General features: G+C 40.4%; 23 protein-coding genes. 19 read left to right on the top strand and 4 right to left on the bottom strand.

The annotated features are described in order from the left end of the window. The first annotated feature begins 9 nt into the window (after window positions 1-9). The 3 genes from H0R92_RS03540 to H0R92_RS03530 all read left to right on the top strand — a co-directional run bounded on the left by H0R92_RS03540 (window position 10) and on the right by H0R92_RS03530 (window position 2808). Window positions 10-1080, top strand: a complete 1071-nt coding sequence (locus tag H0R92_RS03540; RefSeq protein WP_432961228.1) for an alpha/beta fold hydrolase — start codon at window positions 10-12, stop codon at window positions 1078-1080. A 32-nt stretch (window positions 1081-1112) separates the two neighbouring features. Further along, window positions 1113-1988: a YitT family protein gene (locus H0R92_RS03535; RefSeq protein ID WP_432961226.1), complete on the top strand. Its 876-nt coding sequence runs from the start codon at window positions 1113-1115 to the stop codon at window positions 1986-1988. 172 nt (window positions 1989-2160) lie between these two features. Beyond that, window positions 2161-2808, top strand: a complete 648-nt coding sequence (locus H0R92_RS03530; RefSeq protein ID WP_432961224.1) for a hypothetical protein — start codon at window positions 2161-2163, stop codon at window positions 2806-2808. Window positions 2809-2928: 120 nt separating this feature from the next. Here H0R92_RS03530 and H0R92_RS03525 read toward each other — a convergent pair whose 3' ends face one another. Together H0R92_RS03525 and H0R92_RS03520 are read right to left on the bottom strand one after the other, a co-directional pair. Continuing rightward, window positions 2929-3204, bottom strand: a complete 276-nt coding sequence (locus tag H0R92_RS03525) for a type II toxin-antitoxin system RelE family toxin (protein WP_432961223.1) — start codon at window positions 3202-3204, stop codon at window positions 2929-2931. Further along, window positions 3201-3458, bottom strand: coding sequence for a DUF6290 family protein (locus tag H0R92_RS03520; RefSeq protein WP_432961222.1), 258 nt, complete (start codon window positions 3456-3458; stop codon window positions 3201-3203). The genes H0R92_RS03525 and H0R92_RS03520 overlap by 4 nt, the downstream gene beginning before the upstream one ends. A 533-nt stretch (window positions 3459-3991) precedes the next feature. Here H0R92_RS03520 and H0R92_RS03515 point away from each other — a divergent pair. The 10 genes from H0R92_RS03515 to H0R92_RS03470 all read left to right on the top strand — a co-directional run bounded on the left by H0R92_RS03515 (window position 3992) and on the right by H0R92_RS03470 (window position 12621). Next, window positions 3992-4180, top strand: a complete 189-nt coding sequence (locus H0R92_RS03515; protein ID WP_432961221.1) for a hypothetical protein — start codon at window positions 3992-3994, stop codon at window positions 4178-4180. 116 nt (window positions 4181-4296) lie between these two features. Beyond that, the gene (locus H0R92_RS03510; protein WP_432961220.1) at window positions 4297-5067 is read left to right on the top strand and encodes a hypothetical protein; all 771 of its coding nucleotides are present in this window, start codon (window positions 4297-4299) and stop codon (window positions 5065-5067) included. 29 nt (window positions 5068-5096) lie between these two features. After that, a complete protein-coding gene (locus H0R92_RS03505; RefSeq protein WP_432961219.1) occupies window positions 5097-5870 on the top strand; it encodes a hypothetical protein in 774 nt (257 codons plus the stop codon). A gap of 635 nt (window positions 5871-6505) precedes the next feature. Further along, on the top strand, window positions 6506-7072 hold the full coding sequence (locus H0R92_RS03500) for a hypothetical protein (protein WP_432961218.1): 567 nt from the start codon (window positions 6506-6508) through the stop codon (window positions 7070-7072). 76 nt (window positions 7073-7148) lie between these two features. Further along, window positions 7149-7883, top strand: coding sequence for an MORN repeat-containing protein (locus H0R92_RS03495; RefSeq protein WP_432961216.1), 735 nt, complete (start codon window positions 7149-7151; stop codon window positions 7881-7883). Between the two features lie 6 nt (window positions 7884-7889). Next, complete coding sequence (locus H0R92_RS03490; protein WP_432961214.1) at window positions 7890-8414, top strand: hypothetical protein; 525 nt, start codon at window positions 7890-7892, stop codon at window positions 8412-8414. Window positions 8415-8595: 181 nt separating this feature from the next. After that, window positions 8596-8877, top strand: coding sequence for a hypothetical protein (locus H0R92_RS03485; RefSeq protein ID WP_432961212.1), 282 nt, complete (start codon window positions 8596-8598; stop codon window positions 8875-8877). 910 nt (window positions 8878-9787) lie between these two features. Then, entirely contained in the window at window positions 9788-10150 is a 363-nt protein-coding gene (locus tag H0R92_RS03480) for a hypothetical protein (protein WP_432961210.1), read from the top strand. A gap of 250 nt (window positions 10151-10400) precedes the next feature. After that, a complete protein-coding gene (locus H0R92_RS03475) occupies window positions 10401-10616 on the top strand; it encodes a hypothetical protein (protein ID WP_432961205.1) in 216 nt (71 codons plus the stop codon). 1276 nt (window positions 10617-11892) lie between these two features. Continuing rightward, window positions 11893-12621 carry a leucine-rich repeat domain-containing protein gene (locus tag H0R92_RS03470; RefSeq protein ID WP_432961203.1) on the top strand — a complete coding sequence of 243 codons (729 nt, stop codon included), beginning with the start codon at window positions 11893-11895 and terminating at the stop codon, window positions 12619-12621. 403 nt (window positions 12622-13024) lie between these two features. Here the strand turns inward: H0R92_RS03470 and H0R92_RS03465 are convergent, their stop codons facing one another. Together H0R92_RS03465 and H0R92_RS03460 are read right to left on the bottom strand one after the other, a co-directional pair. After that, entirely contained in the window at window positions 13025-14662 is a 1638-nt protein-coding gene (locus H0R92_RS03465; protein ID WP_432961201.1) for a potassium/proton antiporter, read from the bottom strand. Window positions 14663-14747: 85 nt separating this feature from the next. Then, a complete protein-coding gene (locus H0R92_RS03460; protein WP_432961199.1) occupies window positions 14748-15995 on the bottom strand; it encodes a hypothetical protein in 1248 nt (415 codons plus the stop codon). A 242-nt stretch (window positions 15996-16237) separates the two neighbouring features. On the opposite strand from H0R92_RS03460, the gene H0R92_RS03455 reads away from it, so the two are divergent. The 6 genes from H0R92_RS03455 to H0R92_RS03430 all read left to right on the top strand — a co-directional run bounded on the left by H0R92_RS03455 (window position 16238) and on the right by H0R92_RS03430 (window position 20457). Continuing rightward, window positions 16238-16744 carry a hypothetical protein gene (locus H0R92_RS03455; RefSeq protein WP_432961197.1) on the top strand — a complete coding sequence of 169 codons (507 nt, stop codon included), beginning with the start codon at window positions 16238-16240 and terminating at the stop codon, window positions 16742-16744. Window positions 16745-16818: 74 nt separating this feature from the next. Then, window positions 16819-17427, top strand: coding sequence for a hypothetical protein (locus H0R92_RS03450; RefSeq protein WP_432961195.1), 609 nt, complete (start codon window positions 16819-16821; stop codon window positions 17425-17427). Next, entirely contained in the window at window positions 17420-17734 is a 315-nt protein-coding gene (locus tag H0R92_RS03445) for a winged helix-turn-helix domain-containing protein (protein WP_432961193.1), read from the top strand. Before H0R92_RS03450 ends, H0R92_RS03445 begins: the two co-directional genes overlap by 8 nt. A gap of 44 nt (window positions 17735-17778) precedes the next feature. Further along, window positions 17779-18273 carry an O-acetyl-ADP-ribose deacetylase gene (locus tag H0R92_RS03440; protein ID WP_432961191.1) on the top strand — a complete coding sequence of 165 codons (495 nt, stop codon included), beginning with the start codon at window positions 17779-17781 and terminating at the stop codon, window positions 18271-18273. A 167-nt stretch (window positions 18274-18440) separates the two neighbouring features. After that, complete coding sequence (locus tag H0R92_RS03435) at window positions 18441-19094, top strand: TetR/AcrR family transcriptional regulator (RefSeq protein WP_432961189.1); 654 nt, start codon at window positions 18441-18443, stop codon at window positions 19092-19094. Then, window positions 19084-20457 (top strand): MATE family efflux transporter, encoded by a 1374-nt coding sequence (locus H0R92_RS03430; protein WP_432961187.1) that lies wholly within the window; start codon window positions 19084-19086, stop codon window positions 20455-20457. Before H0R92_RS03435 ends, H0R92_RS03430 begins: the two co-directional genes overlap by 11 nt. The last annotated feature ends 155 nt before the right edge of the window (window positions 20458-20612 follow it).

Below are 20612 nucleotides of genomic sequence, written 5' to 3'. Positions count from 1 at the left end.
GAGGAACATATGCACAAAACAATACTCAATGCGGAACAAAAATATCCCGGCTTTGAAGCCTTGAAAGACACCGATTTTGCGGAAACAATGCAAAGCCTCGTTGTGCCGTTTTTAAATAAGTTTTGCAAAAAGCAAGAGTTGACGACAAAAGACGGGAAAAAAATACAGTGTGAAATCTTTGTGCCCGAAACTTTTCCCGCCGGAGCCGACGGAAAAAAGGAATGCCGCGGCCTTGTTGTTGTTTTTCACGGCTTTTGCGAGTTTTCTCGGAAATACGACGAATTTACATACTGTCTTTTAAAACAAGGCTATGCCCTGTGCCGCTTCGACCAATACGGACACGGGTTTTCTCATCGGGACTGCGAAGATTTGTCTAAAGTATATATAAAAAGATTCCAAACCTATGTTGACTGTGCTTATGAAGTTGTCGAACAGGTCGCCCGCCCGCTTGCCGCCGAATTGGAAAAAAAACGCCAAAAAAAACTGCCTCTTTTTTTGTTCGGGCACTCGATGGGCGGGGCGGTCGGTGCTTTGTTTTTAGCCCGGCATCCGGGGCTTTTTACGGCAGCCGTCTTTTCCGCCCCTATGTTCGGTTTGTATGTAGGCGGACTACCTAAAATAGGTGCGCATTTGTATATTAAACTTGCACGGTTTTTCGGGGGCGAAAAATCTTATATTTCCGGACACGGCGCGTTCGACGGAACATATCGGTTCCCCGACCACAAAAAACAAACGTGCAGCCAACATCGGTTTTTATACCATTTCGGACAGCGTAAAGCTGAAGTTCGTTTTCAAACATGGGGAGCAACCTATGCATGGCTCGACGAATCTTTTAATGCTATAAAAAAGATCTTAAAAAAACGAACTATGGCAGCAATTACGGATCCCGTTCTTTTATTTCAAGCGGAAAAAGACGACACGGTGCCTCTTGAAGGACATATACGCTTTGCCGAGTCGGTTCCTTCTGTTCGCTTGGTTATTTGTGAGGGCGCAAACCACGAGCTGTATAACGGTACAAACGAAACGGTTGCACGTTGGTATCCGGAACTCTTCCGTTTTTTTGATGAATTTACACCTTAATTTTATACAAAAAACATAGACCGGACGGATATATGATTAAAGTATTTACAGCGTCAACCATAGGTACGAAAATCAAGCGGTTGCTATTGATAACCCTTGCGGCAGCTTTGTCCGCAGTCAACATCAAAACCTTTGTACGGGCAGGAGGATTGCTGCCGGGCGGCTTTACGGGCTTAACGCTGCTTATTCAAGAATGTTTTTTACAGTTTGCAGGCATAGAAATTCCGTTCAGTTTTGTTTATTTTCTTTTTAACTGTATTCCCGTCATCATCAGTTTCCGCTTTATAGGCAGGCGTTATACCCTTTATTCGGTGCTTATGATTGTGCTTTCCGGCCTTTTAATCGATTTTTTGCCCGGCTATCCGATAACCGACGACATTTTGCTCTTAGCCGTATTCGGCGGAGGAATAAACGGAGTTGCAAGCAGCTTGTGTTTGCTTGCGGGTGCAAGCGGCGGCGGAACCGATTTTATCGCCATCTTTATTTCGGAAAAATACGGGCGCGATGCATGGAACTATATACTTGCCGGCAATATTGTTATCTTGGCTGTCGGCGGCTGGCTGTTCGGCTGGGAAAAAGCTTTGTACTCTATTTTGTTTCAATTTACGACAACACAGGTTTTGAATTATTTATACCGCCGATATCAAAAGATTACGTTGTTTGTCATAACGAATCACACAGAAGCCGTTTTTGAAGTGATTAAGGTAAACACAAACCACGGTGCAACCGTATTTCACGGTCACGGCTGTTACAATAATGCCGAACGCGATCTTGTGTATTCGGTTGTATCCGGAGATGAAGTACGCCGTGTCATACCCAAGATAAAGCAGGTAGATCCCGCCGCCTTTATCAACGTCGTGCGCTCCAAACAGGTTTCCGGCCGCTTTTACCTTCGCCCGAACGATTAAAAATCGGTTTTTAATTGGGCAGACAAAGGCGGAAAAAATATAGATGTCGGTTCCGAATATTCCCGAACTGTTATAGAGTAGGCATAATTTAACTCCTATGATAGATTTATGAAGGGTAATAATATTACAATAATTAAAATGAATACAGTATTTGTATCCATGGGAGTCCGGAATGCCAATTGGGAGTATTGCAAATAAAAATGCTTTTGTTTTTTTCATACTGTTTTTACTGAGCAGTATGAGGGTATTTACATTCGGTGCCGGAATATTTTATCCTAGGCTTTTTTTTACATTTGATAATATTGATAATAATTTCTATTGGGGGGCTGCCGATAAAGCATGTGAGTTGGCTACAGAAAAAACTCCTGAAATAAATATTTTGTTCCGTCAGCCCGGTAATTCATTTAAGACCGAATTTTATCCTGTGTTCTTAACAAAGAAAAACTATTCAAATATTTTTGTAAAAAATATCACATATATTTATGAAGAAAATGAAATAACTGTATTATCCGATGTAAAGTTTATGCTTACTCCAAATGTTAGAGGAATAGAGGAGCACAAAAAAGGTTGGATAACAAATGGTATATATTACTGTATGAATGGCCGGGATGCAGAACCTGAGGATTGGAAAGATAAGTCAAAACTTTGGCTTGAAACGAATTTTGAAAAAATATTCAAAGGGAAAAAAAATGGTGATGAATTTTTTTTTGATGTTAGGATCACATATAGGTTTGACAATGAAGAAGAAAAAACTCTTTTAGTCCCCTTTAAAGTAAAAACATTTAAAGGAAGGTATATTTCTCCGTTTGCCGGGTTATGACTTACGGATTCACACGAAGAAATTTTAGTGATTAACTATAGTATTAATATTTTTATTGTCAACTGCAATCGTAAATGGGAGCAATAAGTTTTCTTTTGTCCGGAGAATGGTAGGTTAATTCTAAAAATATAAGTGTTTGCTTTTATACACATCTCGTCTGTGTCCGATTTCGATAACGGCAATCACGAGTTCATTGTCCTGTATACGGCAGAGTAATCTGTAATCTTCGACTCGGTAGCGCCAAAATCCGAGTAAGTTTCCGACAAGAGCTTTCCCGCGGGAACGAGGATTTTCCAAGTTTGCTACTTCATCCATATAGTCAAGTATTTTGGACTTAATAGTATTATCCGTTTTTTTTAGCTGCTTTTTAGCTTTTTCGGAATACACTACGGTCACAGCCCGAATTCCTTTCTAAGTTCCGCACTTGAATAAGATTTTCGTCCGCTCTTTTCGTATTCAGCCCAAGATGCAACGGCAGTTTCATAGTCCTCTTTGTCTTCAAGACATTCGGACAAAAACAACTCCGCAGCTTTGTTTATGAACCAGCTTCGGGAACAACCGCGTTCGGCACAGTAGGAATCAATGCGGGTAAACACATCGGGCTGAAAACTGATGCTCATGCTTTTTACTTTTGATTTTGTATTTTGCATACATACCTCTCTCGTGTTTTAACAATCGTAATATTTTTATTATCAATTGTCAATCGCAAGTGAGAGTATGACAGTATCAGCACTTTATGATAAAATAAACGGCAATAATATATTTTTTTATTTTATATAGCATTATCTTTCATAGTGGTGATAAGAAATAAAAAGGAGGAATATACAAAGTAATAAATATTGCCTTGTATATCTCTAATGCTAACCTTGAAGGACTTTGACAAAAAATTAGAATTCTTTCCGAAAATTTAGATGCAGTAATTTTTTTATTCTGCACTTAAATTTACTCAAAGGCAGAGATAAATTATGGGTACATGTATATCAAAAAATTATTTTCCGAATAGGTACAGCGATGTTCTGTTTTCCGCGTTTATAGTTGTATATATGATTTGTTCAACGGGCGAAAAAACGATAGAGGACTGTCGGAATGAGCGGAAAGAATAAATTATTTATAATATCTACAATCCTTCTTATTTTATTTTTATCGATTTCATGTTCAAAACAGAAAATCAGAATAACGGAAAATGCCGGGAATTTTTTTTATAAAAATCTTAGACGACGCATCGGAAAAAGCTTTTAGTTTAAAGAGTGATTACGAAATAGCCGTTGCCGTATGTAGTAAATTACTTGGAAAAAATAATGATTTAAAAACAGATGAGCTTTTTTTGAATATGACGGAAGATGATATAATTAATATATTTTGCGGAAATTAAAATAAAAATCTTAAATCCCCGTAGTTAATGAATACGGTACACATTGCGCCGCCGTCCGTCTTACCGAGCCGATAAAGCCCTTGCCGCTAAAAGAAAACGCCCGTATAATAAAGAATATGCAGGACGATTTACCCGGAGGGAAGAAACGCATTAGAATGTTTTATTATCCGTTTAGTTGGAAAAGGCCGTTAATATATATACTCCTTTTTCCTGCTGCCGGTCTGTATGTGTATATATTCTATATCCGGTGCGGCGGCGAAGCCTTTGGTGTGATGGAGAGATCAAAAGAAATAAAAATGTTTTGTGTTTTTTTTGTAACAATATTTCTTTTTCATTTCTTTCGAACTTCGCATTTTATACAACAGATTGAGTCGGTGCTTCTTAGAGCTATATTATTAATGGGAGTCGTTTTCCTTGCTATGGTATTTATATTACCCGCATGGATATTTAATGAATATGATCACAAAAAAATGGATACTTACGCACGGATATTACCATTCCCAAATAGTCCTTATATAAGGATTAAGGATACATTAGTATTTGATACAATCAAAACTGTAAACCCCAGTCCGGGAGAGGATACGGGAGCATTGAGATTTATATTGCATGACGGACAAAAACAAAGTTTGGATATTGCAAATGTTCCGAAAAAATCAAGGGATATATTTCTTGTCACTTTGTATGATGAATGTGATTGGCTTCGAGATGATCTGGAAAAACAATTCGGATTGATTGAAAGAAGAAAAATATATGTTGACGGTAAAAAAGAATACGGATATATTAATGTTGTTCATATTTTATTAAATACTTTTTTCCTTTGGCTGTTTCTTGCACAGATAATATGTCTGTTGGTTTATACTTTTAAAATCAATGACAGCTCCTATTAAAATTAAAGCCGGTGGAGGGGCAAGGTTAAATGGACTCTAACGGTGCAGAAGGAATCAAGTTACTAATTAATTTCCTTAAAGGGAAGAATCCTATTTTCTATGTTTTTTTTGTATTATCTATATGTTTATACTGGTTCTTGTTTTATTATATAGAAGAACCGGTTATAACTGGATTTCTTCGAAGATCAATGCAAACAAAAGTTTTTATTATTCTTTTGGCTACAATATTTATAAATATTTTCATTTTTGATAATGAAATACTTCGATCGGCTAAAGGCCGTCTTATTAAGGTACTGATTGTTATTGTTTTCTTTTTATTATGGATTGTTTTTATCATACCGGCATGGAGTTATAGTCGATATGATGATAAAAAAGTTACTTCGTATATCAGGATCATACCGTTCGGTTATGCTTTTTCCGTAAAATCAAAAACAATATTCTATGATGATATTGCTGATATAAAAATTGTTTCCGGCGGCGGGGACTCGGCAACTTATTTATGTTTTTATATGAAACAAGGAAGGAAAGCTTCATTAGCAATACAAGGTATATCAGATAGTGAGTTAAAATACTTTTATCGAACGCTGTATGAACAGTGTGCTTGGCTCCGAAATGATATTCATAAGAATTTCGGTAACTTCTTAGTTGAAAAAGAGAAAACTATTAACGGGAAGAGCTTTAGATTCGAATTAGTAGATATTGTTTTCCCTTTATTTATATTATTCACTATTCTTCAATGGTTTATCATTATTAAGTACATTTGGGGTATTTTTTTATTAGGTAAAGCGGAAAAGTATGGTTAAGGCGAAAGGTGTGTAAAAATAATGGATAAGATGAAGGACGGGAGCATAGTTTTTATAAAGTCATTTTTATCACTCTTTATTGAAATAATGTTTTTTTGCTTATATATAGTGGGATGGGTATTTGTAACTGTAAACATAGAAGAACAATTGACTTTAAGTATTCCCAAACGTTTTGTTTTTATCGGAGTCGGATTATTCGTATTATATTTGTTATTGTCAAATATCCGATATAAATCACTTGGTGCACTAATTTGTAAATATAAATATGAGCAAAAAAAGCACATAATTTCTACGACTATTCTGGAGAATATTATTTTTTATGGTCTTGTAATCTCAATAGCGGTTATGCAAATAAAGAAAATCTATACTCTTTTTTATTACGGTTGTATTATACTTTTTGCAATAAATATGCTATCATGTTTTATGCCGAATATTCAAACACGGTTATCGTTATATCTGTTAAGAATTGATTTTAAAGATATTACAAAAAAATCAAAAAAGCGAAACAACGGAATTATTTTGTAGATATTATTACAAGTTATTCGGTAAAAGTATATGTATGGAATATCGGATACCCCGCTCAAGATTGAAGTCGGAAAAATTAACATATATTCATATAGAAGAAATCATTGGCTATGAAACGGATGACTTTTATTTTATTGCTTTATTGCTTGATATTTATAAATTGTGCATCTATAGAAGCGCGCAATTTTGAGCAAAGAATTGTTTCTCAAGGAAAAAATCTTTTATCAAACACCCTTATTCAAATACGGGCATCGGAACTTGCTTATTACTCTGAAATATCATTGGACGATATTACCTATTGGGTTTCCATAAAACAGAATCGTCTTATATACATACGGACAAGCGATATACACTTTAAGACGAAAGATAAGTTGTCCGTGAATTCCACTGTTGCCGAATGTATCGATAAATATCCGAACTCTATTTATGTGGAGCCGGGCTTCTGTATTTTTGTAAAACTGAAAGACGGTTGGCGGGCATGTATTTCTACCGATTTGGAGCATATACCGCTTGCCGGTAAAATACAATATTTTTATAAAACCGATAATAATTATTATTGGACATTGACGGAGTGGATTAATTACATAGAACAGGATGCGGAATTTTTGGAGGATTCAATAAGTCCGGGAGTATTGTTTTTACCTGCGGAAGATGATAGGTTCGAGTGCTGTCAATAATTTCTTTGTAAAGGAAGGCATATTTCGAATTGAATAACGAAAAAGTACGATGATGGACTGTAGAGGAGAGAATAGAATGAAGAAATACTTTGTGATGATTATTTTTTTGCCTTTATTGTTTGGTGCCGCATGTGCGGATACGGTGCAAATGCCAAACGGTTCTACTTATTTGGGTAATTTACAAACAGGACTGTTTCATGGACACGCAATTCAAATTTGGGAAAACGGAGATAAATACGAAGGAGAATTCAAAGACGGATTATATAACGGCAAAGGTAAGCTGACAACCCGTTTATACGTATATGAAGGAGATTTCTTAAACGGTATGCAAACCGGAAGAGGAAAAATAATGCTTAGTAATGGAGCGAAATATGAAGGTGAATTTAAAGACGGACTCTATGACGGACACGGTAAGCTTGTTGATGTAGCGGGTAATACCAGTAGTGGCACATTTCAAAACGGTTATTTAAATGGCGAAGGTGTTATGATCTTAAAAAATGGGGATTCCTTCTATGGCCATTTTGTGAACGGGCTTTTACAAGGCAAAGGCGTATATAAAAATGAAGCAGGCGACTATTACGTTGGGAATTTTAAGGATAATTATTTTGATGGAGAAGGAAAGCTTACACTAAGTACAGGTAAGGTATATACGGGAGTCTTTTCGAGAGGAAATCTACCTGAAGAATATTTGAAGAGTAAGAATAAAGTTGTTTTATTACCGGTTCTCATAATATTGTTTTTAATTTCAATTTGTATAAATATATTTTGCATTTTGATACTGTTTAAAAAGAAATCGGTAAATATTAGATAACGAAAAATGAAAAAAATATTTCTTTTGTTGATATTACAAATATGTCGGTTTCTATTTGCGAATGATAAAATTGAACTGGAAATAAAGGATATTATAAATAGTCCTACAAACTATATAATTTCTGTAGTTATTACGAATAATACAAACAAAAATATCTATTTGCATGAGGATACGGGACACAGTTTAATAGCGATACAAAAAAATGTTTTATTTTATGCACCGAATTATTCGTTTTGTACTGAATATTTTTCTTCAGCACAAGTTTATGATCCTCGAACACTTTACATAAAATCAGGTGAAAAAATGATGTACAAATTGATTTTGGATAAAACGCAGAAGCTGGTTGAATTCGAAATGGATACCGGAAATGTAAAAGAATGCGCACTTGATTTTAATAACATAGAATATATTAATCTAATGCTGGTTTTTATGCCGGAACAGTGGATACCGAAAATATTTATGGAAAGGCAATATAAAGATGAAATACGGAAGCAGGGTTTTGTAATTGGTTGTCTATATACAATGCCATAGCGCCATACATTGTTGCGAGTTTTACATAGGTGAAACTCGCAACAAGTACCTTAATCGTGATGTCCGTCTTACCAAGCCGCTAAACCCTTGCAGCTAAAAGAAAACGCCCGTATAATGTGTGATACGGCAGAAAATATGCACGTTTTTACGGACGCAAGAGAGGGTGGTACAGAGGCAAATAATGAAAAAAGAAAATCTGAATGTCAATCTCCAGTTGTTGCTTTTTCCGGGTATAGGCATTTTGGGATTATTAATCTGCTTACTAATGAAAGAAGTATATATTATGCCTGTGTTTTATGGAATAAGCCTTCTTTCCAGAGCTTTTTTTTCTTTTTCCGGGAACATCTATGGAAAGGGACATTGGTACTCAAAAAAAGAATGCATATTAGACGGGCTGATTTTTATTGCTCTCGGTATAATCGGAGAAATAGAGATTATTATGTACTTGTATCGATTACCCTGATTTTGTGGGGTTGTACATCAACTAAAACTATACAAGATAATAAGATAAAAGAGATTCTCTCTTCTGTTAAAAAAGAGGTTAGTCACCAAGCAGACCGTATTATAAAACAATCATAAAAATGACGGAGATAAATTATGGGTACATGTATATCAAAAAATTATTTTCCGAATAGGTACAGCGATGTTCTGTTTTCCGCGTTTATTACTGTATATATGATTTGCTTAAAAAATAATGGATGGAGAATGGAAACGAATAAGATTATTTTGCTCAGTATTGCAGCCGGTGAATCGGAAGTCTATGGAAGCTTCATTTGGCACCGGAAGAATTTTTTATGAAGATACGGAGAATTTTTGGGGATTGCTTTCTCTTGATAAGATATAGGGCCGATAATTTTTGGGAATGTAATTGAATGTTTTTGTCGTAAGATGATTATAGCTTTGTTGTGCAGCTGTGCCAAAAAAAACTGATTGGTTACAGCTTTTGTCTGCATTCCTGCCTGACATAAAAACTCACCTCGTGTGAGTTTTTATGTGGATATCAAGCTTTTGGCGCCATCCATGGCGAGATATAAAATAGATTTATCTTTTTTCGGAAAAACTCTGTTTTTTTTCATATCAAACCTATAATGTTTAAAGAGAGCGGCTAAAAATCGGACGTCTTGTCCGATTTTTAGCTTCAAGTTTCGCAAGCGAAACTTGGGGATATATAGCCTGTGCCGCCGTCCGTGGCGGGCATAAAAACTCACATCCGTGTGAGTTTTTATGCTACGAGTTTTAGGCGGTGTACACACCGCCTAAAACGTCGGGGATAATCGACTTTTTCCGGCATCCGTGCCGGTCATAAAATATTTTTTCGGAAAAAGTGTCTTTTTTTGTCAACTGACACCTATATATATAGGTGGAGGTGAAGTATGACAAAGGCTAATCCCAAACGAACCTATAAGGACTCCGTGTTTGCCGACTTTTTCGGGGCGGATAAGTCGGCAAAAGCAAACTTTATCAGTTTATACAATGCCTTGCACGGAACACAGCTGCCGCTTGACTGCGAGCTGCGTCACATCAGACTGGAGCAAATCCTGTATATGAATTTCTACAACGATGTGTCCTTCCTTGTAGATAATAAAATCATTGTACTTGCAGAACACCAGTCTACCGTTAATGAAAACATGCTGTGTCAAGGAATGCACATCCGTGTACATTCCTTGACCTCGAGTTTGGTGCAAGCGCCAAACATCGCGACTATACGGAAACGGCGGCATCCATGCCGGCATTAAAATATTTTATTAAAATATTTTAAAGTATACATTACGGTTAATCGTATATATAAAGACAGCGGATACGTGGACGACGCACGAAAAATTCTGCACAAGCGAAGCGCGGTATCGGTCAGCGAAGCTTCCAGACAGCCTTTTTGAGCGGCGTCCCAACGTATCTGCTTTTTGATATTACTAATCTGTACAGGAATGTATAAATAATGATATACTAAGAGAGTACTTGGAGCGCAAATCGCGGGAGGTAATGAATATGTTATTGGCAGAATATGATTACGCAACCGATATAGCGGTTCAAAGAGAAGAAGAACGCGAGATCGCCTTGGAAGAAGGCGAAGCTATCGGGCTTGAAAAAGGTGCCCGTCAAACCAAACTGGAAACGGCAAAACTGATGAAGGCTATGAATTATCCGATTAGCGATATTTGCACAATATCGGGCTTAAGCAAAGAAGAAATAGAAAAAGTGTAACAAAGTTCGAAGTGTGAATGTCGAAATGCAAAGTTCGCCCCTCGGACTCGCACTTTGTACTTTCTTAACACAAATTACAAAAAACTTTCCCGAAACTTTGTTTTTTTAGGAATTTTGTGTTACAATGTTTAAAAAGAAAACATCCTGTTTTCTTTTTAACTTAAGTTTTGCTTCGCAAAACTTGTTACCTAAAGCTTTCGCATACATCCGTGTATGCGTCGGAAAGCGTATGGGAAAAGGTGAATCGGACGAAAACATCCTGTTTTCTTTTTAACTTAAGTTTTGCTTCGCAAAACTTGTTACCTAAAGCTTTTCTGCACGTCCATGTGCAGGTTGTAAAAGCTATGGGGAATACGGATTGCAAAGCGGACATCGTGGATAATCCGCTTATCTACATCTGTGCTGTGCTTTATATTAACTTTTTACGAGGGGCGTTATGCACGGTAATACCGGCACATCTGTTATCTTTTCCGCACAAAAAGGGCACAGGGTACTTGACAAAGCCGAACGCGCCCCCATAATTACTCAGCACTCAGCACTCAGCACTCAGCACTCAGCACTCAGCACTCAGCACTCAGCACTCAGCACTCAGCACTCAGCACTCAGCACTCAGCACTCAGCACTCAGCACTCAGCACTCAGCACCGGCATAAAAGCTCTCTGCAGGGCAGCTCGCTTTTATGCAACGAGTTTCGGCGGCGCAGCCGGCGAAACTCGCGGATAGCCGGCTGTAAATTTACACTTTCGAAAAATCACACAAACAAGCATTCTCACACCCAAACGCGCAAAGCGGATTTTTCCGCTCTGTGCGTTTTTTTATATTACACAGGTTCAAAACCGAACCTTGCATACAATCGGGCAGGATGTCCGCTTGTATGCAAATATCAAGTTTTCCCGCACGTCCGTGCCGGGAGGCATAAAATCGCACATCCATGTGCGATTTTATGCTTCGAGTTTTAGGCGGTGTGTACACCGCCTAAAACGTCGGGGATATAAAGCTTTCCCGAACATCCTGTTCGGGACTGTGGAAAGAAATTTCCGCTTTTCCTACGGAACAGCGGGAATGGCGGGTACAGGGGCGAGGTGCTATGGTCGTAGCATATAAATATACTGTGGTGTGCGACGGGGGTTCGCGCCCGCAAAATAATCTGCACAAGCGAAGCGCGGTATCGGCCAGCGAAGCTTCGAGGCAGCCTTTTTGCGTGTGCCCAATGCCTCGATACTATTCATCTTTATGAACGCCGTACTCTCTCCCCCTAACATTTAGGAGGTTTCTTATGAAACACACAAACAAAAGCGCAAAGCGCTTTACACATTGGGCGGCAATTACAGTACTTGCCGCATCGTTATTGCCGGTAGGATTGTTTACCGCCTGCCCCAACGCCGCAGGAGGCGGCGGAACAAGTTCGGGAAGTAATTCCGGCGGAGGAACAATTACCCCCGACGCGGCAATTCTTACCCTAGACCCTGCCAATAAAACGATAAAAATCACGGTAGGAACCTCGGACGGGAGTGCCGTAACGGTGGAGGGTGCGGACAAAACAAGCGTAAACAGCGGCGAAGAAACCGAACTTACCGCAACGGGGGACAAAATTACCTTAAAAAGCGGTAAAATTACGGAGCTTGCATGCTGGAACAACAAGCTTACCGCCCTTGACGTACGGGGGCTTTCCCTTTTGCAAGAACTCGCCTGCCACGCCAATCAATTAACCGCGCTTAATGTGGACAATGTAACCGAGCTGAAAAATCTATTCTGCGCCCTAAACAAACTGGATGCCGCCGCCTTTACCGCCTTATTAAACGGCTTACCCGCGCGGGCGGAAATCGACGATGCAAGCTGCATACTTTTCAGCGAACTCCCGCTGGTTCCCGAGCAAAACTACAAATTTGAAGCCCCTGTTCCCGCAGATTTAAAAGAAGCCTTTAAAAAAGCCCGGGATACAAAACACTGGAAGCTCCTAAAAGTCTGCGGTGAGGAAGACTTTCAAGACATTGTACTGCCGTAAAAGAGATTAAGAATGTACCTCCTGAGTACATTCTTAATCAACGAGTTTGAAGCTTTGCTTCAAACTCGCAAGGCTTGGAAACACCGAGCCTCCTGCTCGGTTTTGAATCCCGGTTTTGAGCATAGCTCAAAACCGATTACTAACGGCTGTTCCGTCATCCGTGCCGGGAGGCATAAAATCGCACATCGTGTCCGATTTTATGCCGATATAAAGCTTTCCCGAACATCCTGTTCGGGACTGCGAATGAGGGGAGAGAATACAGCGGCATTAGATGAAACAGGCGGTGAGGCATGGGCACCGCGCAAAAAATCTGCACAAGCGAAGCGCGGAAGCCTTTTTGCGTGTGCCCAATGCCTCGATACTATTCATCTTTATGAACACCGTGCTCTCTCCCCTCTAATACTTAGGACGCATGTTCCACCACCAGCACGTCTCCTGCGGCGAGGCGGCTGCTTCCCTTGGGAATAATCAGGCGGCTTCCGCGTTTTATAAGCACGATAAAGGTATCTTCCGAAGCGATTTCCGCCAAAGTTTTTCCGGCCCATTCGTGGTTTTTGCCGAGGGGAAGTTCCACAAGTTCGTCTCCGGCTTCTTCTCCCTGCGCCTGATTCGCAAAAACCTGCGCGGCAAGCACCAAAATGTCCCCGCTTTGAATCACCGTCCCTCCGCGCGGGATAATGCGCTTTGTTTCCCTCAAAATAAGCACCAAAATAGTTTCGGGCGGCAGAATGAGGTCTTTTATTTCCCGGCCGTTCCACGGGTGCTCTTCGGGCTGGGTTACCTGAATAAAACGTATCGGTATTTCGTCGGGATAGTCGTTAAAGGTGTACAAAACGTTTGTGCTGTCGTCAATCATGTTCAGTTTTTTCGATGCAAGGGGTAAAAGGCTGCCCTGTATCAAAATCGAAAACAAAACGATACAAAAAACAATGTGAAATAAATCGTGCTGTAGCATACCGCCCGTTCCGCGGACGCTGCTTACCGCCATAACCGCAAAAACGATTGAAGCGGCTCCGCGCAGCCCCGCCCATGAAACCAAAACCTGCTGTTTTACGGGAAACCGGGCGGGGGTTAAAAGCAAAAAAACCGCAAGGGGGCGCGAAACGAGGGTTAAAAAGACGGCAATCGCCGCTGAAGGCAGTAAAACATTAATAATAGACGAGGGAAAGGCAAGAAGGCCGAGCAAAAAAAACACAAACATTTGTACAAGGCCGGTAATGCCGTCAAAAAAATGCACTAAGGTTTTTTTATGCGGTATATTGCTGTTTCCCAAAATTATACCCGCTATATAGGCCGAAAGGTAGCCGTTGCCGCCGATAAGAGAGGGCAGGGCATAAGAGATAACCGCCGCTCCTATAACAAAGGCCGAATCGAAGCCCGCATCGGCAAATTTGAATTTGCGCAAAATAAGGGCGGACGCCTTGCCCGCTGCAATACCGAAGGCCGCTCCGTAAATAAGCTGCGATAAAATCAAATAAACGAGGGCCGCCGCTCCCTTGCCTTCTCCTCCGTTTTGGGCTTCCAAAACCGATAAGGCTATAATCGTAAGCATATACGACATAGGGTCGTTGCTTCCGCTTTCGGCTTCCAGCAGGGAAGCGGTATTGTAGCGCAGGTTTAACTGTTTTGAACGTAAAATATAAAACACCGAAGCGGCGTCGGTGGAACTTGTTACCGCCCCGATTAAAAAGCTTTCCCCTATCGAAACGTTCAGCACAAAATAACAAAATGCGGCGGTAAAAAAGGCGGTAAACACAACGCCGATTGTGGCCAACAAAAAGGACTGCACGGCAACCGGTTTTGCCGCGCTCCATTTGGTACCGAAACCGCCGTAAAACATAATAAAAATAAGGGCGGCCGTACAGAGTTTTTCCGCAAAGGGATAATTGTCAAAAGAAATTTTAAAAAGACCGTCGGTCCCGAACACCATTCCCAAAACAATAAAGGCCAAAAGCATCGGGATGCCGAGTTTTGAAGCGACCTTATTTAAGATAACACATAAAAAGATAACGGCCGACACCGTTAATAAAAACAGGGGCATAAAACCTCCGCGGTAAAAATACGCATAATAAAACGATAAACCCCAGTATAATAAAAAACCGGTTTTTTTCCAATACGGCAAAGCTTTATTTTATATTCACGGTTTTTAATAAGTCGGTATATTTTTGTACGGATTCATCGTAAAACGCAATACAAGAGTCAAGTAAAATAAGATGTACCAGTTCGCCCTTATAGCGGTTGAATTCTTTTTGCAAAGCAAAGTACTGCGGACCCGGCGCGTTGTCCGTGTTTCGGATTGTTACGGGCCGCTCTATTTCGGTTTCAAGTCCGGCCTCATAAGGAGCTCTCACAACCGCAGCCAAGCCGTATGCGCCGCCTTTTTCCGGATATTGCCGGGGGTTGCTGTATTCGTAGGTTTTATACGATTGAGGAAAACCGAGGTTTATTTCTTTTAAGGCGGGTAATTTTTCCAAAATATCCGCGGGTCCGTCAAAATCGGATAAAAATGAAAGCACGAGAATTGTATAGGTTGTGCCGGCGTATTCGGGCAAAACGGAGGGAACGCTTATCAGTACAGCTGCTTTGCCGTCTGTAAGGTCTAAAAATTGACACGTATCGTCCGGAGCAACGGGAATCCACAAACCCAGTAAACGCGAAAACACACCGGAACCTTCTTCTCTTTCGGAAAAAGAAAATACGTCATCGGCTTTTATATCATGTTTTCCCGTATAGTCGATAAAGTTTTCCATCAAAGATTGTAATGCCCTGTTTTTTTCCGCCCCGCCGCCGATTACGGAATGATAGTAGGTAAAATCGGCAATTGCCCGTTTAGGCATCAAGGCAAGCATTTCGGCATAGGCATAATCTCCGATACAAGCCGGATGCAGGCGCTCGCGCGGAATACGCTCAAAAATATATTCAAATTCTTTTATCGATTTAAAAGGTTGAGCGGCGCGTGCATAAAAAGTTCCTAAAAACCATTTATAACGATAGTCCGCATCTTTAAGCTTGCCTGCCGCATTGTAGCCTTGCACGGTATCTTCATAAGAATCCGTATCGTGCAGATGATACAAGTATTCGGACACCAACGCCTTTAAAAGCAAGTATTCGGCATTGTCCTTTTCTGGATACTTGGAAAACGTGATGCGGATTTTTTTCAGTTTTTTAATATATTCGGTTTTAGACAGGGGAGCCTTCCAGTGTTCATCGGGGATGTATCCGCTTAAAAATTTCGTGTTTTCCTGTAAAAAACGAATTTCGGCGGTATATTTTTCGACATTTTTTATTTTCGACACATCGATGTGCTCGATATTGTATGCAAAAGCGGTATACAGAGTACAAATCGATAGAGCCGTTATAAAAAATTTTTTCATTTTTTACACTCCTTCTCGTTGTTTATTTTTAACCGACGGCAAGCTTCGTCTTCGGTGCTTTGTACATACAGAAAGTATAAAACAGTTTGAACGGTTTGTCATTAAAAAAGAAAATTTCAATAAAAAATGTTTTGTGCTTTTTATTTCTTTTTTTTGTGTTGTTTTTTTATTTTATAAAGTACTTTACAAAACAAAGTGGCCGTGATATGATTTTCTTATCTTAAATATTTAAGGAGAAGAAAATGAAAAAAATCATGCTTTGTGTTTTTTTGTGTTGTGTTATCTTTGTTTCCGTTTATGCGGAACCCAAGCAAAGCGCTGTTACGGGTATCGCCTTCGATTACGCCCTTGTCGGACGTCAAAACGATTTCGGTATGTCGGCTGCCGTTACGTCTCCTTGGCTGTTTTATAATTCGGCCGCATTGAAGGTAAATGCCGGCTGCTTTTTTCCGAATCCGCAGCGAAAAAAGTTCTATTACGTACTTGACGTTTCGTTGATGGGAGGGACGCTCATGCAAACGGCAAATATACGTCTTTACGGCGGAGGCGGCCCCGTCTTTGTGTTTCCCGCTCAAAAAGATAAGCCCGCCGTACTTATAAGCGGACAGGGCTTTTTCGGCTTTGAATTTTTTACGGGAAAGCGGTCTGCGGATTTCAGTGTTTTTACCGAAATGGGAGGCGGAGGACTCGGATTTACGGCAAAGGCGGGCATGCGCTACACCATACCGATGCTGCCGCGTTCAAAATAAACAAGCGTCCTTGGAGCTGTTTAAAAGCCGGCTTTTCGATACTGACGGCACCACGTTTGCCGATAGGAAAAAATATGACTAATGAAGAAATAAAAGAAAGATTAATATTGATAAGCGCATTAACCGAAGAGGTACGTGAAGGGCTTGAAGATATGATTGTACCCTTTTTATTGTACGGCCTTACGATTCCCGCAGGCACTTTTATATCTTATGCTTTGGCACGGGCGGAACAAAGCCTGTTTATTCCGGTACTTTGGCTTTTTATAATGGCAGCCTGTCAAATCTTTTTAGCTTTTTTTATGAAGCGGAAACAAAAACTGAAGATAAAAAAAGCAACCGACAGGATTTTTGCGGCTCTATGGGGGAGTATCGGTGCGGCCGTTATTTTAAATATGGTACTCGGTTTTTGGGGGAAACTCGATTTTAATGCAGGATTTTTTAGTACGGGGCTTTGTCTTGCGGTCGGTCATGGGGTAACCGCCGCCATGGTACAAAAAAAACTGCGTCTGTTTTTATGTTTTGAAGCCTTGTGCTGGGCCGGATGCGGAACGCTTTGCCTCTTTGCACCGAAATACACGGCACCCCTTATTATCGGGGCGGCAACCTTTGTACTACTCGGATTGCCGGCACTAAGCGCTCTGATTATTGTCAAAAGAAAAAAGGCGGTATATGCCGATGAGTGAAGCCGACAATCGGCACTCTTCTTTCGATCACCGCCTTCTTGACGAACAGTTGTCGTCGCGGCTTCGCCTTGCAATTATGTCGGTTTTACTCGGCTGCGAAAAAATCGAATTTACCCTGCTCAGGGAAAAGGTGGGGGCTACCGACGGTAATTTAACCGCTCACTGTAAAAAACTCGAAAACGCAGGCTATCTGACCGTCGAAAAGCTCTTTGTAAACCGTAAGCCCCTTACCCTATATGCGGCAACGGAGGAGGGGCGTAAGGCGGTCAAAAAATACATAGCGCAGTTGTCTTCTTTTTTTGAATGATTTTATGCTTGCGTGTTTTAGGCTTTTAATCTTATAATAAAATCATGCCTATAGAAATCGTTATGTGCGATATTACACAGATGAAGGTCGATGCGGTCGTAAACGCGGCAAATACCTCTCTTCTCGGCGGAGGGGGTGTGGACGGTGCAATCCATCGGGCGGCCGGCCCGGCGCTTTTGGAAGCATGTAAAAAGCTTAACGGCTGTAAAACCGGAGATGCAAAAATAACGGACGGATACAAGCTGCCTGCACGATATATTATTCACACTCCCGGCCCCGTGTATAAAGACGGAAAAAGCGGTGAAGCCGATTTACTGGCATCCTGTTATCGGCGCTGTTTAGCTTTGGCGGCTGAACATGGGTGTAAGTCCGTAGCCTTTCCCTGTATAAGCACGGGTATCTACGGTTATCCTAAAAAAGAAGCCGCCGGCATTGCTTTCGGCGAAATCCGGACATTTTTACATAAAAACGGTGATTTTTTGCATGTATATATCGTTTGCTTTGACAAGGAGTCGTTCGGAATTTATAAAGCTTTGTAAGCGGCAGCCGGCAAAAAAAAATCCGAAAAAAAGCTTTTAATTATATTTTTCCGTATTTAAAATACCGATTCCTGTTGACATTCCGAAGCCTTTTGAATACTATTGTTAGCAGAAAATAACACTGTTATTTATTCATATCAATGATATTATCAGTCGGAAACGCTTTTATGATTGAAAAAGTTTTAGTAGCAAAGGATAATTTGAATACCGAGGCAAAAATTCTTTTTGCGGCAAAAGAAGAATTTTTGAACAAGGGGTTTGCAGGAACAAGCGTAAGAACTATTGCCGAAAAAGCGGGCCTTACCACCGGTGCTTTATACAATAAATTCAAAGATAAGGACGCCATATTCGCCGCCCTTATAGGGAACGTTTTTGACGAATTTCTAAAAATTTTAAAAGAAAGTCATGACGGATCCTCCGAAAAAGGATTTTACAGCATCAAAACAACCGATATTTCGCTTATTACGGAACTTTCCCGTGAGCGCTTTATACGGATGGTCGATTTTTTTTACGATAACTATGATGAAATGAAATTGATTATATGCAGTTCCAAGGGAAGTTCTTACGAACATGTATTTAATGACGCTGTTGAATTTTTGGAAGCCGAAACAATCCGCTGGCTTAAAAAAGACGGCATCAGCGTATCCCGCAGAACAAAATTTTTTATTCATGTAACGGTTTCCTCTCATTTTGAAAATATGAAAGAAATTTTTTATCATAATCTGAAAAAAAATGAAGCCTTGGAATATATCCTCGATTTTAATGCCTACCACTGCGGAGGCTGGAAGCAATATTGGATGGAGCAAATTAATGGAAAATGAAAAACAAAAAGAATTTATTTTAAAAGGTGATTTGTGGAAAGTTATCTTTGATCTTTCGTGGCCCGCCGTTATCGCGATGGTTTTATTGGGTGCAAACAACGTATTGGACGGAATCTTTGTCGGCCACTTTGCCGAAGAAGGTGCTCTTGCCGGTATTTCCGTTGCCCTGCCGCCCGTTATTATTATTATAGGATTGGGTATTCTTATCGGTTCGGGGGCGGGCACTCTTTTAAGCATTTCCATCGGAGCTGAAGATAAAGAAGCGCAAAAAAGAATACCCGGAAACGTTAATTTTTTAACTCTTGCTGTAAGCCTTATTGTCATGATACTCGGTTTTTTGCTTTCCGAGCAAACGCTTTTTTTAATGGGCGGCCGCGGCGAAGCTCTTGCACGCGGAAATGAATACTACCGTACAGTCCTTGCGGCAGCTCCGGTGTGGATTTATTCGATTGCATTAAATAATCTTATCCGCTCCGAAGGAAAGATGAAAACGGCGGCAATTATTATGGGTACCGGCTTGGTTGTAAACGGTTTTTCAAACTATGTACTTATGGTTATTTTTAATTTCGGTATAAAAGGTGCCGCAATGGGGACAAATATCGGTATGGCGGTACAGGCGCTCATCGCGGTTTTATACTTTATAAAAAAAGAAAAGGCCGCCCCTTCTTCCGTATTCAATATTAAATGCGACCGGAATATTCTCGGTAAAATCGTTTCGATGGGCTTAGCCGGTTTTATTATGCAGCTTACGGGAACTATTCAAATGTTTTTAGTGTTAAACGTGATCAGCCGCTACGGTTCGTCAGGCGATATTGCGTTTTACGGGGTAGTTACCCGTCTTTTTTCTTTTATAATACAGCCCATAGGCGGTTTTATGTTTGCCCTCTCTCCGGTTATCGGTATAAACTTCGGTGCGGATCGGCCGGAGCGGCTTGTTTCGGCTTTTAAACGCTTTTTATGTATCGCCCTCGTATTGATAATCCCGCTGTGGATTTTAATGCTTGCCTTCCCCGGTGCCGCGATTTCTTTAATGATTAAAAGCCCGCAGCTGAACTTTCAGGATATTATACATTTTAGAATATATATGGCCCTTTTGCCGGTTATGCCCCTTGTCTTTTTAGCGCTTGGATTTTTTCCCGCAATCAATAAGGGGAAAATAAGCTCGGTACTCGGTATTTTGCAGCAGATTGTATTTTACATCCCCGTTATGCTCATCCTGCCCGCCTTTATCGGTGTCGGGGGTGTGTACTACGGAACCTTTCTCATTGAAGTTTTAAGCGGCGTTCCCGTATTGATTTTGCTTGTCAGAGAATTCCGTCTTTTACGGACGGGACGCACAAAATGGCGGGAAATAAAAGAATAAGGGCGTTGCCGCCTTTTTAACGGGCGGTTTATTCCCTGTGTACGGTTTAGGAGGTGTTTTGATAGCGTACATCCGATTTGTTAGTTAAATAAAACAAAGGAGGTGTGTTGAAGCTCGCGGCTGAAATAGCGCCGCTCGCTTCACCTTTGAGTTTT

The organism is Treponema sp. OMZ 840, from assembly GCF_050937815.1.
GTDB lineage: Bacteria > Spirochaetota > Spirochaetia > Treponematales > Treponemataceae > Treponema_C.
The sequence above is the reverse complement of the archived record's forward strand: the minus strand, read 5'-3'. Positions and strand labels throughout refer to the sequence as shown.

Bases quoted from the DNA above. Each gene is read 5' to 3' on its own strand.
- H0R92_RS03540 (WP_432961228.1), top strand. From the start codon at position 10: ATGCACAAAACAATACTCAATGCGGAACAAAAATATCCCGGCTTTGAA.
- H0R92_RS03535 (WP_432961226.1), top strand. From the start codon at position 1,113: ATGATTAAAGTATTTACAGCGTCAACCATAGGTACGAAAATCAAGCGG.
- H0R92_RS03530 (WP_432961224.1), top strand. From the start codon at position 2,161: ATGCCAATTGGGAGTATTGCAAATAAAAATGCTTTTGTTTTTTTCATA.
- H0R92_RS03520 (WP_432961222.1), bottom strand. From the start codon at position 3,458: ATGCAAAATACAAAATCAAAAGTAAAAAGCATGAGCATCAGTTTTCAG.
- H0R92_RS03515 (WP_432961221.1), top strand. From the start codon at position 3,992: ATGCCGGGAATTTTTTTTATAAAAATCTTAGACGACGCATCGGAAAAA.
- H0R92_RS03510 (WP_432961220.1), top strand. From the start codon at position 4,297: ATGCAGGACGATTTACCCGGAGGGAAGAAACGCATTAGAATGTTTTAT.
- H0R92_RS03505 (WP_432961219.1), top strand. From the start codon at position 5,097: ATGGACTCTAACGGTGCAGAAGGAATCAAGTTACTAATTAATTTCCTT.
- H0R92_RS03500 (WP_432961218.1), top strand. From the start codon at position 6,506: ATGAAACGGATGACTTTTATTTTATTGCTTTATTGCTTGATATTTATA.
- H0R92_RS03495 (WP_432961216.1), top strand. From the start codon at position 7,149: ATGAAGAAATACTTTGTGATGATTATTTTTTTGCCTTTATTGTTTGGT.
- H0R92_RS03490 (WP_432961214.1), top strand. From the start codon at position 7,890: ATGAAAAAAATATTTCTTTTGTTGATATTACAAATATGTCGGTTTCTA.
- H0R92_RS03485 (WP_432961212.1), top strand. From the start codon at position 8,596: ATGAAAAAAGAAAATCTGAATGTCAATCTCCAGTTGTTGCTTTTTCCG.
- H0R92_RS03480 (WP_432961210.1), top strand. From the start codon at position 9,788: ATGACAAAGGCTAATCCCAAACGAACCTATAAGGACTCCGTGTTTGCC.
- H0R92_RS03475 (WP_432961205.1), top strand. From the start codon at position 10,401: ATGTTATTGGCAGAATATGATTACGCAACCGATATAGCGGTTCAAAGA.
- H0R92_RS03470 (WP_432961203.1), top strand. From the start codon at position 11,893: ATGAAACACACAAACAAAAGCGCAAAGCGCTTTACACATTGGGCGGCA.
- H0R92_RS03465 (WP_432961201.1), bottom strand. From the start codon at position 14,662: ATGCCCCTGTTTTTATTAACGGTGTCGGCCGTTATCTTTTTATGTGTT.
- H0R92_RS03460 (WP_432961199.1), bottom strand. From the start codon at position 15,995: ATGAAAAAATTTTTTATAACGGCTCTATCGATTTGTACTCTGTATACC.
- H0R92_RS03455 (WP_432961197.1), top strand. From the start codon at position 16,238: ATGAAAAAAATCATGCTTTGTGTTTTTTTGTGTTGTGTTATCTTTGTT.
- H0R92_RS03450 (WP_432961195.1), top strand. From the start codon at position 16,819: ATGACTAATGAAGAAATAAAAGAAAGATTAATATTGATAAGCGCATTA.
- H0R92_RS03445 (WP_432961193.1), top strand. From the start codon at position 17,420: ATGAGTGAAGCCGACAATCGGCACTCTTCTTTCGATCACCGCCTTCTT.
- H0R92_RS03440 (WP_432961191.1), top strand. From the start codon at position 17,779: ATGCCTATAGAAATCGTTATGTGCGATATTACACAGATGAAGGTCGAT.
- H0R92_RS03435 (WP_432961189.1), top strand. From the start codon at position 18,441: ATGATTGAAAAAGTTTTAGTAGCAAAGGATAATTTGAATACCGAGGCA.
- H0R92_RS03430 (WP_432961187.1), top strand. From the start codon at position 19,084: ATGGAAAATGAAAAACAAAAAGAATTTATTTTAAAAGGTGATTTGTGG.